This window comes from Desnuesiella massiliensis, from assembly GCF_001403615.1.
Taxonomy (GTDB): domain Bacteria; phylum Bacillota; class Clostridia; order Clostridiales; family Clostridiaceae; genus Desnuesiella; species Desnuesiella massiliensis.
On record NZ_LN879456.1, the window covers coordinates 580,919 to 597,107 of the forward strand.

The window sequence follows — 16,189 nt, forward strand, 5'->3', positions numbered from 1 at the left end:
GCATGTTTATGAGCATAAGTATATTAGATTTTAATATTTTTTCAGATACAAAGGGTTTACTTATAAATGAGATATTTAGAAGGAGTGGAAAAACTCATATAATATCAGGAAATCCTGAAGTGCTTTTTAATGGATATTACAATGAAGATCTTAATGCTGACTTTAAAGCAGAAGAATCTATTATAATTCCAGATGGGGTTGGAGTAATATTGGTATCCAAGCTCCTAAGGACACCGGTTAAAGAAAAAATAGCTGGTATAGAGGTGATGCAGGAAATAATCAAAACCTGCAGTGAAGAAGGAAAGAGCATTTTTCTTTTAGGAGCAAAGAAAAACATAGTAGAAAAATGTATTGAAAATTTGGAAGAACATTATCCTACCCTATCTATTGCAGGTTTTAATGATGGATATTTTGATATAAATAATTGCGATGAATTAATTGAAAAAATTAATAGTTCAGAAGCACAGGTTTTATTCGTGGCCATGGGATGTCCCAGACAAGAAAAATTTATAATTAACTATATGGATAGATTGAAATGTAAAGTATTTATGGGGGTAGGAGGAAGCTTTGATGTCATAGCCGGCAGCGTTAATCGTGCACCAAAATGGATGATTACTCTAGGATTAGAATGGCTATATAGGGTTTCTAAGGAACCCTGGAGAATTAAAAGGTTAAATGTTATTCCTAAATTTATATTATTAGCTCTAAAGCATAATAAAAGGCAAAGATAATGGAGGAAAAATGAGTCAAAAGAAGATTGTAAAATCAATTTCTATATTGATGGTAATTTCGCTTTTTAGCAGAGTATTAGGTTTTTTGAGAGATATCTTAGTAGCTTCGGCTTTTGGTGCTAATTATCAAACAGACGCTTATAATGTGGCTGTAGCATTACCTGAAATTGTTTTTGGTATAATAGGATTAGCCATATCTACTACATTTATTCCAATTTTAAGTGAGATTTATACTAAAGAAGGCAAGAAGGAGATGTTCTTATTTTCCAATAATATAAATAATATTCTCTCCATTATCTCCTTGTTTGTTTTTATTATTGGAATGGTGTTTACATCAAGTTTGATAAAGATTATAGCTCCTAATTTTAATAAGGAAACTCTGGAGTTAACAGTGCTGCTTACAAGAATTAGTCTAATTAATATTTTATTCATGACCTTAAACGCTTGTTATACAGCATTTCTTCAAGTCATGGATGATTTTATAGTTCCTTCACTGCTCGGAATTTTTTTCAATCTTCCTATAATTGCCTATATTTTTATTTTTAAGAACTATGATATTATTGGGTTAACTATAGCAACTACCATAGGAAATTTATTAAGGGTGCTAGTTCAGATTCCCTCATTATTAAAGCATAATTATAAATTTCATCCCTTCTATTTCAGAATTAAGGATAGAAGAATTATTAAGATACTATATTTAATAATTCCTGTAGTTATAGGAGCTGGTGTAAATCAAATTAACCTAATTATAGACAAGGCTATAGCTTCTGGCTTTGAGCAAGGAAGCATATCGGCTTTAAACTATTCATCAAGAATAATACTTTTCTTAAACTCAGCTATATCAACTTCCATAGTAACGGTGATGTACCCATTTTTATCTAAGAAATATAGTGAAAAGGACTTTACCACCTTTAATACCTATTTAATTAAGTCTATAATATATTTAATAATGTTAATGGCTCCTTTTACAATTTTATTAATGGTTTTCAGCAAACCTATAACAATAATTTTGTTTAAAAGAGGAGAATTTAACGATATAGCAGTTATGATGACTGCTTCAACCATGTTATTTTATTCAATAGCATTGCCTTTTTATGCAGTTAGAGATCTTTTAAATGCAGCACTTTTCTCTATTCAAAAGACTAAAACCACTACTATTAATGGGATTATAGGTGTTATTATAAATGTGTTTTTAAGTATATTACTATCAAAAGTTATGGGATTATCAGGAGTAGCCCTCGCTACCTCTATAGCATCAATTTTTATATGCATAGGATTGACTTATAGCATTTATATAAGCATATATAAAATTAACCTCCATCGTATGATTAATTGTTTAAAGCATGTTTTTATAGCCATAGTTTTTATGACTGCATTTTTGCTTTTAATCAATAATATATTTGTAAATTATACTAATAATTTTATTTATCTTTCTTTAGTTAGTATGTTTTCAGTTATGGTGTATTTATTGGTTTTTTATATAACTAAACTAGAAGAGTTTAATGAACTGATACTAATGATTAAGAAAAAAATAAAAAAGTAGATTCAAGGAGAAAAATAAAAAATGAAGATACTGTTTGTAGCCTGCTATTCACCACTAATAAATAACTCTGCTGCTATCGAAACTCTTTGGTATTTAAATAAGCTTTCAGACATTGAGGATAATGAAGTACATGTTATAACTGTAGATTTTCCAAAGAGCTCTATTTATTATGATGAAGATGTTATTAAATTGCTAAGTTCTAAGGTTAAACTTCATATAGTGGATGGGGGATGGATATTTAATTTGGTTATGCCAAAGAAAAAAAGCTCTGAACATAAGGTTTCTAAAAGCAGCAAAGGTAGGATGATGAAATTTTTAAAGAAAATTAAGAATATAGTAGCCATTCCCGACGCCTATGTTTTCTGGATTTTTAAAAGTTATAAGTATGTAAAAAGCACTTTTAAACAAGATGACTTTGATGTAGTCTTTTCAATGCATGAACCTCCCTCTAGCCATTTAGCCGCTTACAAATTTAAAAATTACTTTAAGGGTGCCAAATGGATAACTTATTGGAGTGACCCTTGGATAGAGGATGCCAGCAGAAAAAATTATAGTCTTTTAAGAAGGAATTTCGAAAATTCTTTAGAAAAGTCCATTGTAGATAACTGTGATAGCTTTGTATTTGTAACAGAAGCAAATAGAAATGATTATATACATAAATATAATATACCTAGAGAAAAAACTTTTTTAATTAATAGGGGTTACGATAAAAAATTATACTCAAAATTAAAAAATGAAACCTTGCCCAGTTTAATTAATAAAGAAAAAATAAATATAGTTTATGCTGGAGAAATTTTCTCAAGATTAAGAAATATAGTACCTTTTATTGAAACTTTAGATATTATCAAAGAAAAAAATAAAGAACTTTATCTTAATCTCAATATATTATTTTTTGGCAATATAGATGACCTAGAAGCTTTAGAAAGATTAAAAAATCATGATTGCGTTCGAGTGTCAGGAAGGATACCTTATGAAGAAGCCTTAAAATATGTGTTGAATTCAGAACTCTTAATCTTATTAGGAAATAAAAATTCTAATCAAATTCCAGCAAAAATATATGATTATTTTGGTTCAGAAGCCTATATTTTCGCTATTTTAGGGGACGAAAAAGATCCTATATTAAATTTGGTTAATAATAACTCTAAATGTATTGTGACTAACAATAATAAAATTGACATATATAATAATTTGGAGTATGCTATTAAAAAATTAGAAGATAAGGATAGTTGCAAGGCCATTGAAGATTACGAGTGGTCAAATATTGCAGTGAAACTAAATAATATCCTTAAAGGCTAGGAGGAATAAATATGCATATATTAGTAATCCCCTCTTGGTATTCTAATCCAAGAAATCCTGTGCTAGGAAGTTTTTTTAAAGAACAAGCCTTAGCCTTACAAAAATTTGGACATAAAATAACCATAGCCTATAACGAAATCTGGCCTTTAACATTAATAGGGAAGATACATGAAAAAAAAGGTATAAGCTTTAATATTGAAGAAGGTCTTAATACCTATAGATATAAAAATTATAATTACCTACCCAAGAATCCATTAATGTTTAGGATTTTTAATAGACGAATGGAGAAACTTTTAAAACATATTATAAATAAGGAAGGTAAACCTGATCTAATTCACGCTCATTCAGCCTTTTGGGGAGGAATTAGTGCCGCATATATTAGTGAAAAATATAATATTCCTTTGGTGCTAACAGAACATAGTTCCTTGAAGCATAGCAGGTATATGAAGTATAGTTATGTTCCTCATATTTCTTATGCTTATAATAAGGCAGATTGTATAATTGCAGTGGGAAATTCTCTTAAGGAAGAATTAAAGAATTATACTAGTAATAATCGTATAAAAGTAATACCCAATATGGTTAATTTGGATAAATTTTTAGATGCCAATTCTAGTACTAACTCTTCTTCTGAATTTGTTTTCTTTTCTCTTGCTTTTTTAGAGCCAGGTAAGGGTATGGATACTTTAATAAAAGCTTTTGGGAAGGCGCTAAATAAAGAGCAAAATATGAAATTATTCATAGGAGGTACTGGAAGTGAGATAGAATATCTAAGAAATCTAATAATTAGCTTAGATTTGCAAGATAAAATTGAACTTTTAGGGGCTTTGTCTAGAGAAAAGGTTGCAGAATATATGAATAAGTGTGATTGCTTTGTACTTGCTTCTGAAAGCGAAACCTTCGGAGTTGTTTATATAGAAGCTTTAGCTGCAGGAAAGCCAATTGTTGGTACAAAAAATGGCGGAGCTGAGGATATTATTAAACCTTTTAATGGACTCTTAACGGAAATAGGTAATATTCATCATTTAAGTGATGCCATGATATATATTAAAGAAAATTACCATAAATATGACAAAAAACATATTAGAGAACAATGCCTAAAAGAGTATTCGCCTAGAAATATAGTAGATAAAATAAATAATGTATATGAGGAGATATTATGAGAAAAGTATTAAATTTTATAAATAACAGATTTTTATATAAAGTCATATATATATTAGTAAGCATCTCCTTTGTCACCATACTAGGAGAAGTGAAATTAATTAATTCTATTACCAGTAAAATTATGATATTATGGTCAATTTATATCATTTTGAGGGATATAATTCTTTATAAATTTAAAAACTATACAAGATACCATATGTTTTTAATTCTATTTCTAATAGTATTTTTGCTTTCTATAGTATTTAATACTGGCAAAGTAGAAAATATAAAAATATTTTTAGTAGCTATTATAGAGTTTTTTGCTTTATTTAGTTTAGAAGAAAGGGCATCAATTAAGGAAAGTATAAATAATATTATTAATCTAAGTAAGATCATGGTGTTTCTATCTTTTATAGGGGGAATCATCAGCGTAATGATGCTATTTTTTAATACAAAAATTACTATAGGATCTAATTCCTACGGCATATCTGGCAAACTATTTTCAGGAATATATAATAATGAAAATACCCTAGGTATTATGGCTTTTATTTCAATAATACTATCTATAGTGGTTCTAGCTAATGGATTTAACCGTGATAAATATATATATTTTTTAAATATTTGTTTGCAAATATTTATACTATATAAGGCAAGAGCTAATAGTGCCGTATTAGCAATGCTCATATTTATTGTAGTTCTTATCATATTAAATATTAAAAATAGTTTTATTAAGGCCACAGCCATATTAATGCTATTTACATCCTCTGTATTTACTTGGTATAAGCTATATAATACAGGTAAATTATCACTATACCTTAATGGACGTTATGCCATATGGAAAACAGCTATTAAAGTAATTAAGGAAAATATGTATTTTGGAGTAGGTAATGCAAATGTGGCAGATAGTGTTATAAAAGCCTCTAAAGCACCACTTATGGGGGTAGAAGGTGGAGGTATGCATAATATATTTATACAGATATCTGTAGCTAATGGATTGATAAGCAGTATAATTTTTATCTTATTTTTATTATTTATAATCTTGTTTATTCATAAATATATCATGAATAATTATGGTAGCTCCAATATTAATGTCATTATATTAAGCTTTTCGCTTTTAATATCTTTAATAGCTATAAACATGTTTGAAGCAAATTTAATTTATATAGTAAGCTTTATATCTTTTACATTTTGGTCTATGCTATCCTTTATTCTTCAAATTACTGAATCACCCTATAGACATATTTAATTAGAGAATTATATATCTTAGAGAGTAGATTGAAACATTAACTAAAGAAAAAATAAGGCGTAGAGATTGTAACTCTATGCTTTATTTTTTATAATTAATTTGTATGTAAATGTTTAGGAGGGAATTAATTGAAAAATTTAAAAGGTATATTGTATATATTACTTTCTACCATTTGTTTTGGGGTTATGCCTCTTTTAGCAAAGGTATCCTATAGAAATGGGCTTAATTCCTATAATTTGCTTTTCCTAAGATTTTTATTTGCTGCAATATTCTTGACATATTATATTTGGAATAAAAAAATTAAGGTGAAATTAAAATTAAAAGAAATTATATATATTTTTATAATTGGACTATTAGGATATACTTCTACAGCTATTACTCTTTTCAGTTCATATAACTATATCCCAATAGGACTATCAGGAATGATATTGCATTTATATCCTGTTATAGTAACTTTATTATCTTTAATAATATATAAAGAAAAAATAAATATTAATATAATTCTTTCATTGATATTATCTATAATGGGCATTTATCTTTTAGTGGGTGAGAAATATTACAGTATAAGTATTAAAGGTATGCAATTAGCTTTTGCAGCAGCAGTGTTTTACTCTTTATATGTAATAGGTGCCTCAAATAAAATATTAAAAAACATAAATAGCTATGTGTTAACCTTTTATATTTCTATAATAGCTGCTATTTCAATGTTCACTATATGTATATATAAAAATCAATTAAGCTTTAGTTTAAACTTTAATAGCCTTGTATCTGTATTATTATTATCATTTATATCAACTATAATAGCATTGACGGCTTTTATGGAAGGGGTTAAGATAATAGGGCCTACTCAGTCAGCAATACTAGGGAATCTTGAGCCTATAGTAGGAATGATTTTAGGTATAGTAATGCTAGGAGAGTCCTTTAATTTTTATATTATTATAGGATCTTTGTTTATAGTATTATCGGCTATAGTTATATGTCTAAGGAAATAATATAGCGTTACTACGGTAAAATGTTAAATAATAAAATAAATTCAGAAAATTCAATACTGCATAAATAGAAGGAATTTATAGATTTTAAAAGAATATTATCTGTATGAGGCAGTTTCAAAATATATAGTAGAGATGCCTAATAATTATTAGGGGGCGTAAGAATGAAGATTTTGTTAAATGGAGATAATTTGTCTTTAGAGGATTTGGTGAAAATATGCAGAGAAAATTATGAAGTAGATATTACAGAGGATGCTAGGGAAAGAATAAATAAATCTAGAAGCATAATAGAGAAAATAGTAAAGGATAATAAAGTGGTATATGGTGTTACCACTGGATTCGGAAAGTTTTCTGATGTATCTATATCAAATAATGATTGTAAAGTACTTCAAAAAAACCTTATAATATCTCATGCTTGTGGCTTTGGAGATCTGTTGCCAAGGGATGTAGTAAGAGCAATAATGGTTTTAAGAGTAAATGCTTTATGTAAGGGATTTTCAGGCATAAGTGAAAATACTCTTAATACTCTTATTGCTATGATTAATAAAGGGGTACATCCTTCTATACCTGAAAAGGGATCTTTAGGTGCCTCAGGAGATTTAGCTCCTCTTTCTCATATGGTTTTACCTATGCTTGGTGAGGGAGAGGCTGAATATAATGGAGTGCTTATGAGTGGAAAAGAGGCCATGGATAAGGCTGGAATTAAAATTGTAGAGCTTACTTACAAAGAAGGTTTAGCTCTAATAAATGGTACTCAAGTAATGACAGCTGTTGGTGCCTTAAATCTTTATGATGCAATTAATATACTGAAAATTAGTGATATAGCAGCGGCATTAACCCTTGAGGCGTTAAGAGGAATAAAGGATGCTTACGACTTAAGGATACATAAAATAAGACCTCATTTAGGACAAATCAACACTGCTGAAAATATATTGAACCTAATAGATAAAAGCACTTTTATAACTAGACAAGGTGAATTGAGAGTTCAAGATGCCTATACTTTGAGATGCGTTCCTCAAGTTCATGGTGCAAGTAAGGATGCTATAAATTACATATTGAGCAAAGTAAATATTGAGATGAATTCTGTAACTGATAATCCTATTGTTACAGAAGAAGGGGACGTAATTTCAGGAGGTAATTTCCATGGTCAACCTATGGCTTTAAGCTTCGATTTCCTATCTATAGCGTTATCCGAAATTGGAAATATATCTGAAAGAAGATTAGAAAGATTAATAAATTATCAATTAAATGATTTACCAGCTTTTTTGGTTAAAAATGGAGGATTGAACTCAGGATTTATGATTACGCAATATGCAGCAGCAGCTTTGGTTTCTGAGAACAAAGTGCTATCTCATCCAGCTTCTGTGGATTCTATTCCTTCTTCAGCTAATCAAGAGGACCATGTAAGCATGGGAACTATTGCTGCAAGAAAAAGTGCTAGCATACTAAAAAATGTAAGGAGAGTCCTAGCCACTGAAATACTAGCTGCTTGCCAAGCTATAGACTTTAGAGAAGGATTTAAATTAGGTATTGGAACACAGGAAGCTTATAAATGTGTAAGAGATCATATCAATTTCATTAACGAAGATGTTATAATGTATAAGGAATTAGATAAATGTGAAGAGTTACTTCTGAATGGGAAATTAGTAGAGATGGTTGAAAATAAGATTAAAATAACAATATAGAAAATTTAGGGAGGAAATACTATGTTAAATGAATTGACCATAAAAGAGTTTATAAATGAGCTATCTTCAAATTCACCTGCACCAGGTGGCGGAAGCGTTGCCGCCTTATCTGCTGCCTTATCAGCAGCACTAAACAGTATGGTTTTTAATCTTACTGTAGGAAAGAAAGTATATAATGAATATAGTGATGGAGAAAAAGAAATTATTAATTCAAGCTTAGAGAAAAGCAATGGTTTAAAGGATGTGTTTTTAGACTACATTGAAAAAGATACTGAAGCTTTTATGGAAGTTATGGCTGCCTATAAGCTTCCTAAGGATACAGAAGAAGAAAAGAACTATAGAAAAAATAAAATTGAAGAATCTTATAAACTGGCTTTAGAAGTTCCAAGAAGTTTATATTTAAAATCTATTGAATTATATGATCATATTGAGCATGCTGTAAAGCTAGGAAATGTCAATGCGGTGTCTGATGCAGGAGTTGCAGCATTGTTATTGCAAACGGCTATAGAAAGTGCAGTCTTGAATGTAAAAATTAACTTAACTAGCTTAAAAGATGATAATTTCAGAAGCTTACTTACAAAAGAATGTGAAGAAGTGATTAAGAGTGGGCTAAATAGAAGAAACAGAATATTAGATAGTGTTGAAAAGAAAATTCAGGGATAATACTGTAATTATAATAATAAAAGTAGCTTTATAGCTACTTTTATTATTATACTACCTTATAAATCACTTAAAGGCCTAATTTCATATCCGTTACTCACCCAACTCTTAATCAAATCTTCTAAGATTTCTGCATTGGTTTTTGAAACTGCATGAAGCAAAACTATTGCACCATTATGAGTTCTATTTAATATAATCTTTTTTGCTTTTTCTAACTCTGGTTGTTTAGTGACTTCCCAATCCTTATAAGCAAAACTCCAGAATATAGTTTTATAGTTTAATTCTTTTGTATAGTTTAAAGAAAGTTCACTGTATTTTCCCATAGGTGGACGAAAATATTTAGGCATTTCTGAACCAGTAATTTTTTTATATTCTTCTTCAACCTCTGTTAACTCCGTTTTGAATTTACTAAAATCCTTAATAGATGCCATAGAAGGATGATTAGCACTATGATTACAAACTAAATGACCTTCAGTATGCATTCGCTTAATAATTTCCGGATTTGCTTTTATATAAGGTTTTACTACAAAAAAGGCTGCCTTAATATTGTATTTTTTTAAGGTATCAAGTATTTTATTAGTATAACCATTTTCATATCCCTCATCAAAGGTTAAATAAAGAATTTTTTTTGAGGTATCACCTAAATAATAAGAATCAAACTTTTGTAATAAATGTATTCCATCTTTAGCACCTTCAGGAGGTAATCCATCATTTCTAGGATTAAAGTACCAGTTTAATTCCTTGGAAGAATAGTTTGAATTTAAATCTATTTTGCTTAAAGATGCCACATTAAAGCTTATTAGAGCAGCACATAGTACTGAAATAAATTTGTTCATAAAATCACCTCTTAACATTAATGAAATGGAGAAATGCAATGAATAGGGACTTTAATTTTGTAATTCAGGATTTATATAATTTAATACATTGCTCTAATGATATTATTCACATATTATCTAAAATAAATGAATATAAAAAAGAGCTAAACATTGATGGAAAAGGTTCTTTTGGAGATTATTACTATAGATCTTTAAAAAATAAAAAAGAAAAGGGAGTTGTCTATACTCCGCTAAGTTTAGCTAATTTGATAATTAAAGAATCCATAACTCAAGAAGATGTGATACAAAATCCTTTTATGAAAATTTTAGATCCATCTTGTGGCTGTGGAAATATATTAATTCCCTGCTATAAACATTTAAAAACCATATATATAAATAATTTAGATATTATTAACGAAAATCATAATTTGAGCTTAGATATTTCAAATATAGGCTGCCACATACTTCAAAATAATATATATGGTTTTGATATAGATGAATTTGCCTTGAAAATTCTAAATATAGATATGTTTATAGAGGAGCCTTTAAATCTAAAATTAAATTTAGAGTTTAAGGATTTCTTAGCAGATTTTATAAATGCTGATTTTGATATTATTATTGGAAATCCTCCTTATGTCGGACATAAAATGGTTAATAAAGAATACGTATATTTATTAAAACAAAATTTTGATGAAGTTTATAATAATAAAGGCGATATATATTATTGTTTTTTTAAAAGAGCTTATGAGATTGGTAAAAAGAATTGTAAGGTTTCTTTTATAACGAGCAGATACTTCATAGAGGCACAAAGCGCTATGAATCTTAGAAATTATATAAATTCTAAGTTTAATATTATGATGCTTATTGACTTTTATGGTATAAGACCTTTTAAAAATATCGGAGTAGACCCTTGCATTATATTTCTTCAGAAAAGGGTGGAGGATATAAAAGAAAATTTTATTAAAGTATGTAGATTTAAAAATGTTGAAGAAGCAAATGATTTAATAATTAGGGAGAAATGTAGCTATTATTATATAAATCAGAAAGAGTTAAAGGATAGCATATGGATTTTAGCTCATGAAAAAGAGAAGGCTATTATAGAAAAGATTGAAAGAAAGTGTTCTAATAAGTTAATAGATATTTCCTATAGCTGTCAAGGTATAATAACCGGCTGTGATAAGGCATTCATATTGGATAAGAGTAATATACATAATATTTTAATAGAAAAAGATTTACTGAAGCCTTGGATAAAAAGTACTGATATAGAAAAGGGAAGAGTTAAGGGAAATACTAAGTTATTAATATATAGTGATGATATTATAAATTTAGAAGAATACCCAGTTTTTTTAACACATGTTATAGCCTTTAAGGAAAAATTAGAAAATAGAAGGGAATGTAAGAAGGGCATTAGGCCATGGTACAGATTGCAGTGGGGAAGAAAAAGTGAAATATTTAATAGGGAAAAAATAATCTTTCCTTATAAGTCTAAACATAATAGATTTGCTATAGATAAAGGGAATTATTTTAGTGCAGACGTATATGCAATAATATTAAAGAATGAACATTACGATTATGAAAAACTAGTAAGGTTGCTTAATTGTGATATTTACGAGTTTTACCTAAAGTGTATTCTAAAAAAACTAGGTGAGGATATATATGAATACTATCCAAATAAAATAATGGAAGCAAGTATACCTGAATTTAATGTTATAAATTCCTTTAACTCAGAAGAAATTATTTACCAATATTTTGATTTTACTGAGGAAGAATTGAATATTATTAGTAGTAAAATAAAGTAGCCTCGCAAAACGCGAGGCTTACACTACTTTAATAAATCTTCAACAAACTTAGGTAAAACGAAGCTTGCCTTATGTAATTTTTTTGTATAGTATTTAGTGTTCAGTTCTAGACTGTTTTCTAGGTTTGCATTTTCAGGATCGTGTTTTTTTGAACCTATGGTAAAACTCCAATATCCGCTTGGATAAGTAGGAATTGCAGCCATAAATAATTTTGTAACGGGGAAAACAGCGTTGGCATCGTCAAATACCTTTTTAACTACTTCTGGCAGATAGAAAGGTGTTTCAGTTTGCGCAACAAAAATTCCATCCTCTGTTAAGCATTCTGATATTTCTTTATAAAAGCTTCCACCAAATAATCCTTCAGCTGCTCCAAAAGGGTCCGTGGAGTCTACAATTATTATATCAAATTCGTTTTTATGCTCATGAACATATTTTATTCCGTCACCTATGAATATTTCACATCTTGGATCCTCTAAAGCACAACTTATTTGAGGAAGAAACTTTTTACATTCCTCTATAACAGCTCCATCAATTTCGCAAAGCACAGCTTTTTCTACTGATGGGTGCTTTAATATTTCTCTTATGGCTCCTCCGTCACCACCACCTACAACTAAAACTTTCTTAGGATTTGGGTGAGTGTTTAAAGCTATATGAGTTATCATTTCATGATAAACATATTCGTCCTTTTCAGTAGTTTGAACGATTCCGTCTAATAAAAGCATTCTGCCCAAAGCATAGGTGTCTACAATTGCTAGATCCTGATATTCAGTTTTTCTTCTAACTAAAGTTTCTTTTACCATATAAGTCATGGCAGCATCATTAATTTGGGATTCCTTAATCCACATTTCCATAATACATACCTCCTCTATGTTATTTTATATACTAAATAAGCTAAAAAATATACAAATATCATTATAACAATGAATTCCAGTTAGGGCAATAGGATTATAAAATTATAGTATTGTGCTTAAATTCTTGAAATTAACTAGTTCCTAGAGTATAATTTAGAAGATGTAAAAACTAAAGTTAGAAAGGAATGTACTTAAATGAAATTAGGAATAGTTGGATTGCCTAATGTGGGTAAGAGCACATTATTTAATGCTATAACAAAAGCTGGTGCAGAATCAGCTAATTATCCCTTTTGTACTATAGAACCAAATGTAGGGGTGGTTAGCGTTCCAGATAAAAGATTAGATGTATTAGAGAAAATATATAATTCAAGAAAAAAAGTTTATACTGCTATTGAATTTTATGATATAGCAGGTTTAGTAAAAGGCGCTAGTAAAGGTGAAGGCCTTGGAAACAAGTTTTTATCCCATATAAGGGAAGTGGCAGCTATAGTGCACGTAGTTAGATGTTTTGAAGATGGAAATGTAGTTCACGTAGAAGGTTCTGTAGATCCAATAAGAGATATAGAAACTATAAATCTTGAGCTGATTTTTTCAGATTTAGAAGTATTAGAAAGAAGAATGGAAAAGGCATTAAAGCTTGTAAGATCTGGAGACAAGAAAGCTAAAGAAGAGTATGCGCTTATGGAAAGAATTAAAGCTCATTTAGAAGCTGGAAATCCAGTAAGAACTCTAGAGGTTACCGAGGAAGAAAATGAAATTATAAAAGGGTTCTTTTTAATAACTTCTAAATCTGTACTTTATGCAGCAAATATTTCAGAACAAGAGCTTATGGAAGGTAATCTAGAAAATCAATATGTTAAAAAGGTAAAAGAGTATGCTGCTAAGGAAGATTCAGAGGTTATAGTTATCTGTGCTAAGCTTGAAGAAGAATTATCTACCTTAGAAGATGAAGAAAAGAAAGAAATGTTAGCAGAGTATGGTCTGCAAGAAACTGGCTTAGATAAATTAGTAACCTCTAGCTATAAGCTGCTAGGCCTTATGAGTTTCTTAACAGCTGGAGAGCAAGAAGTAAGAGCTTGGACCATAGTAAGAGGAACAAAGGCCCCTCAAGCTGCTGGGAAAATACATACAGACATAGAAAGAGGCTTTATACGTGCGGAAATAATATCCTATGACAAGTTAGTAGAATGCGGCTCTGAGTCTGTTGCAAAAGAAAAAGGTTATTACAGGTTAGAAGGAAAAGAATATGAAATGAAAGACGGAGACGTAGTTAACTTTAGATTTAATGTGTAGTCAATATAATTGTTAAAAACATATTGCTTAAAAAGCTTTAAGAAGGCAATTTGCCTTCTTAAAGCTTTTTTATGTTCTTAGCTTAAAAGTCTTCTCCATCTTCTAAGTTTTCTTCATCATAGGAATTAGCCTTTTGAGCCTCAGACTTTTTTAGCGACTCAAGTTCATTATTGTATTCATCTTTAATAGTATTATTTAGTACATCAGAATTAACTTTAGCATTATTAAGGTTGTTTAACATATTATTTTTTTGTTTATTCATATTTATCTCTCCTTATCATAGCACTAATTATTCATTGTTTGCTTTTATAGTATTTGCAATATAAAAAAATAAATTCTGATGTAGAAAATAAAAAATGCTTTGAGGGTTATATATGATATAACGACTCAAAGCATTGATTTCACTATAATTGGCGGGAGTATGTGGGAATCGAACCCACCCGTCGTGGTCTTAGCACGGCAACACAGTTTTGAAGTTCGTGTAAAAATTTATACCCTTCTAAGCCATTGATATAACTGGATTTTATATTATTTTTAACATTCTATATGCACCTGTAATACCTTATGGAAAAGAAATAGAATATCAAGTTGTATTACCACAGAAAACATTGACTTATAAGATTATAGATGCACCTTTGTCTTATGATGAAAGACTTAATTTATTAAAAAAGGAAAATGAAGATTTGTTAAAAACACAAAAGCTTATGCAAGGTGTAATTGATGAATTACTAATGCGAGGTATGTAAATATGGCAGAATACTTAGCACAAAGAATAATTGATGGCAGATTTACGTATGAGGAGGTAATGGCTAAACGACCAACCTTAAAAGATGGCGTAGATGCTTATTTAAGTGAACAAGGAAGAATGGATTTAATTACAGCTTAGAAAAATTAGATGAAATGTTGGCTAATAATCAAATAACTCAGGAAGAGTATGATTATATCGTGAGTTAGTATGGACTTGATTTAAAGTATAAAGGAAACCAAACTTACTAAACAATAACAGTATAGTTTAAATATTGAAGGATTTTTCGAACTATTATGGAATATAGTTACAAGGGTGTAATTGTCAAAATTTGCTGCGGAAAAGTGGGGGATTTTAGTGAAAAAGGAATCAGGAAGCCAGATAAATTAAGGCTTAGAGATTCCGAGAAAATATAACGCTACAGGGATGTAAAAATGCAAGTAGGAGATAAAATAGTATTTGACAGATACGAATGGTGCATACTTGACATACAAAACAACACGGCTTTGATTATAACCGAAGATATAGTGGAGCAACGCGCCTACCATAATATTTATAAAGACACAACATGGGCAGACTGTGAGTTGAGAAAATATCTTAACGGTGAATTTTATGGTAAATTCACCGCAACTGACAAATCAAGAATAATTCCGGCAACAATATCTTCAGATGTAACATCAGCCTTTTTCACCCTTCAGGCGACAATAAAGGCGGTGTTCGTCCTGCTTTGTGGCTGAAACTATAATTTGAATTATGGCTAATAAGTTAGACTTGTGTTGGAGAAGACGTAAGGTTGTTATTAAGTGACGTAATGTAAAAAGTTTCGTCGCTTTTGAAAGAAAATACTCAATAAGATTTAATTAATAATTAAGAATATTTAAGAATTTATATTCTTAAAATTAATAAATTAAAATGTTATTCTATTAAAGAAAGGGGAGATGTATTTGAGAGTTATAATTATATATTCAATATTTTATCTTATTGGTATATTTTTTATTGTTTACGGAATAACGATCAATGAAAAAAAATACTTTACCTCAAAAAGAGCGATACTTAAAGGCTTCGAAGTCATTAATAAAAAATCTTACTTAATAGCAAGTAAAATCGAATATATTGTAACTGGTCTATGTTCCGTTGGAATTGCTTATTTGCTTCAAAAACAATTTATGTCTATTCATCAATTATATAAAAGCTTGCTAGGTATATTGTTATTTTTAATAGTTATACAATTGTTTGCAAAATATAAGTATTGTAAAAAAATAACTTGATACTACTTATAATTAAATGAGGGTAATTTATATCGCCTTTATTTTTTTCTTATTGTCGTTTTTAAATAGCTTGAGACTAAGCACCAAATTCTCAAAAAGATTGAGATTCTGTTTTAAGCTCGTTATAG

At 29.2% G+C, this 16,189-nt stretch carries 16 protein-coding genes; 13 read left to right on the forward strand and 3 right to left on the reverse strand.

Annotated features, from left to right (window positions below):
* Nucleotides 1–8 precede the first annotated feature (8 nt).
* The 8 genes from BN2665_RS13470 (at nucleotide 9) to BN2665_RS13505 (ending at nucleotide 9,293) form a co-directional block, all read left to right on the forward strand.
* Complete coding sequence (locus BN2665_RS13470) at nucleotides 9–731, forward strand: WecB/TagA/CpsF family glycosyltransferase (RefSeq protein ID WP_055667623.1); 723 nt, start codon at nucleotides 9–11, stop codon at nucleotides 729–731.
* A gap of 10 nt (nucleotides 732–741) precedes the next feature.
* Entirely contained in the window at nucleotides 742–2,274 is a 1,533-nt protein-coding gene (gene murJ / locus BN2665_RS13475) for a murein biosynthesis integral membrane protein MurJ (RefSeq protein WP_055667624.1), read from the forward strand.
* Between the two features lie 21 nt (nucleotides 2,275–2,295).
* On the forward strand, nucleotides 2,296–3,570 hold the full coding sequence (locus BN2665_RS13480; RefSeq protein ID WP_055667625.1) for a glycosyltransferase: 1,275 nt from the start codon (nucleotides 2,296–2,298) through the stop codon (nucleotides 3,568–3,570).
* Nucleotides 3,571–3,581: 11 nt separating this feature from the next.
* On the forward strand, nucleotides 3,582–4,730 hold the full coding sequence (locus BN2665_RS13485) for a glycosyltransferase (protein ID WP_055667626.1): 1,149 nt from the start codon (nucleotides 3,582–3,584) through the stop codon (nucleotides 4,728–4,730).
* Entirely contained in the window at nucleotides 4,727–5,956 is a 1,230-nt protein-coding gene (locus tag BN2665_RS13490; protein WP_055667627.1) for an O-antigen ligase family protein, read from the forward strand. Before BN2665_RS13485 ends, BN2665_RS13490 begins: the two co-directional genes overlap by 4 nt.
* 128 nt (nucleotides 5,957–6,084) lie before the next feature.
* Nucleotides 6,085–6,948 carry a DMT family transporter gene (locus BN2665_RS13495; RefSeq protein WP_055667628.1) on the forward strand — a complete coding sequence of 288 codons (864 nt, stop codon included), beginning with the start codon at nucleotides 6,085–6,087 and terminating at the stop codon, nucleotides 6,946–6,948.
* Nucleotides 6,949–7,109: 161 nt separating this feature from the next.
* Entirely contained in the window at nucleotides 7,110–8,630 is a 1,521-nt protein-coding gene (gene hutH, locus BN2665_RS13500) for a histidine ammonia-lyase (RefSeq protein WP_055667629.1), read from the forward strand.
* Between the two features lie 21 nt (nucleotides 8,631–8,651).
* Nucleotides 8,652–9,293 (forward strand): cyclodeaminase/cyclohydrolase family protein, encoded by a 642-nt coding sequence (locus tag BN2665_RS13505; protein WP_055667630.1) that lies wholly within the window; start codon nucleotides 8,652–8,654, stop codon nucleotides 9,291–9,293.
* A 56-nt stretch (nucleotides 9,294–9,349) separates the two neighbouring features.
* On the opposite strand, the gene pdaA is transcribed toward BN2665_RS13505, so the two are convergent.
* Complete coding sequence (gene pdaA / locus BN2665_RS13510; protein WP_074042311.1) at nucleotides 9,350–10,126, reverse strand: delta-lactam-biosynthetic de-N-acetylase; 777 nt, start codon at nucleotides 10,124–10,126, stop codon at nucleotides 9,350–9,352.
* A gap of 38 nt (nucleotides 10,127–10,164) precedes the next feature.
* Between pdaA and BN2665_RS13515 the strand changes: the two genes are divergently transcribed.
* Nucleotides 10,165–11,904, forward strand: a complete 1,740-nt coding sequence (locus tag BN2665_RS13515; protein ID WP_055667631.1) for an Eco57I restriction-modification methylase domain-containing protein — start codon at nucleotides 10,165–10,167, stop codon at nucleotides 11,902–11,904.
* Nucleotides 11,905–11,927: 23 nt separating this feature from the next.
* On the opposite strand, the gene speE is transcribed toward BN2665_RS13515, so the two are convergent.
* The gene (gene speE, locus BN2665_RS13520; RefSeq protein WP_055667632.1) at nucleotides 11,928–12,755 is read right to left on the reverse strand and encodes a polyamine aminopropyltransferase; all 828 of its coding nucleotides are present in this window, start codon (nucleotides 12,753–12,755) and stop codon (nucleotides 11,928–11,930) included.
* A 195-nt stretch (nucleotides 12,756–12,950) separates the two neighbouring features.
* Here speE and ychF point away from each other — a divergent pair, with 195 nt between their 5' ends.
* Complete coding sequence (ychF, locus tag BN2665_RS13525; protein WP_055667633.1) at nucleotides 12,951–14,048, forward strand: redox-regulated ATPase YchF; 1,098 nt, start codon at nucleotides 12,951–12,953, stop codon at nucleotides 14,046–14,048.
* An 82-nt stretch (nucleotides 14,049–14,130) separates the two neighbouring features.
* On the opposite strand, the gene BN2665_RS13530 is transcribed toward ychF, so the two are convergent.
* Nucleotides 14,131–14,310 carry a hypothetical protein gene (locus BN2665_RS13530; RefSeq protein ID WP_055667634.1) on the reverse strand — a complete coding sequence of 60 codons (180 nt, stop codon included), beginning with the start codon at nucleotides 14,308–14,310 and terminating at the stop codon, nucleotides 14,131–14,133.
* A 486-nt stretch (nucleotides 14,311–14,796) separates the two neighbouring features.
* Between BN2665_RS13530 and BN2665_RS27350 the strand changes: the two genes are divergently transcribed.
* The 3 genes from BN2665_RS27350 (at nucleotide 14,797) to BN2665_RS13540 (ending at nucleotide 16,061) form a co-directional block, all read left to right on the forward strand.
* Nucleotides 14,797–14,934: a hypothetical protein gene (locus tag BN2665_RS27350; protein WP_195892697.1), complete on the forward strand. Its 138-nt coding sequence runs from the start codon at nucleotides 14,797–14,799 to the stop codon at nucleotides 14,932–14,934.
* Nucleotides 14,935–15,227: 293 nt separating this feature from the next.
* Nucleotides 15,228–15,530 carry a DUF6273 domain-containing protein gene (locus BN2665_RS13535; RefSeq protein ID WP_195892698.1) on the forward strand — a complete coding sequence of 101 codons (303 nt, stop codon included), beginning with the start codon at nucleotides 15,228–15,230 and terminating at the stop codon, nucleotides 15,528–15,530.
* Nucleotides 15,531–15,737: 207 nt separating this feature from the next.
* Nucleotides 15,738–16,061, forward strand: a complete 324-nt coding sequence (locus BN2665_RS13540; RefSeq protein ID WP_055667635.1) for a hypothetical protein — start codon at nucleotides 15,738–15,740, stop codon at nucleotides 16,059–16,061.
* Nucleotides 16,062–16,189: the final 128 nt, after the last annotated feature.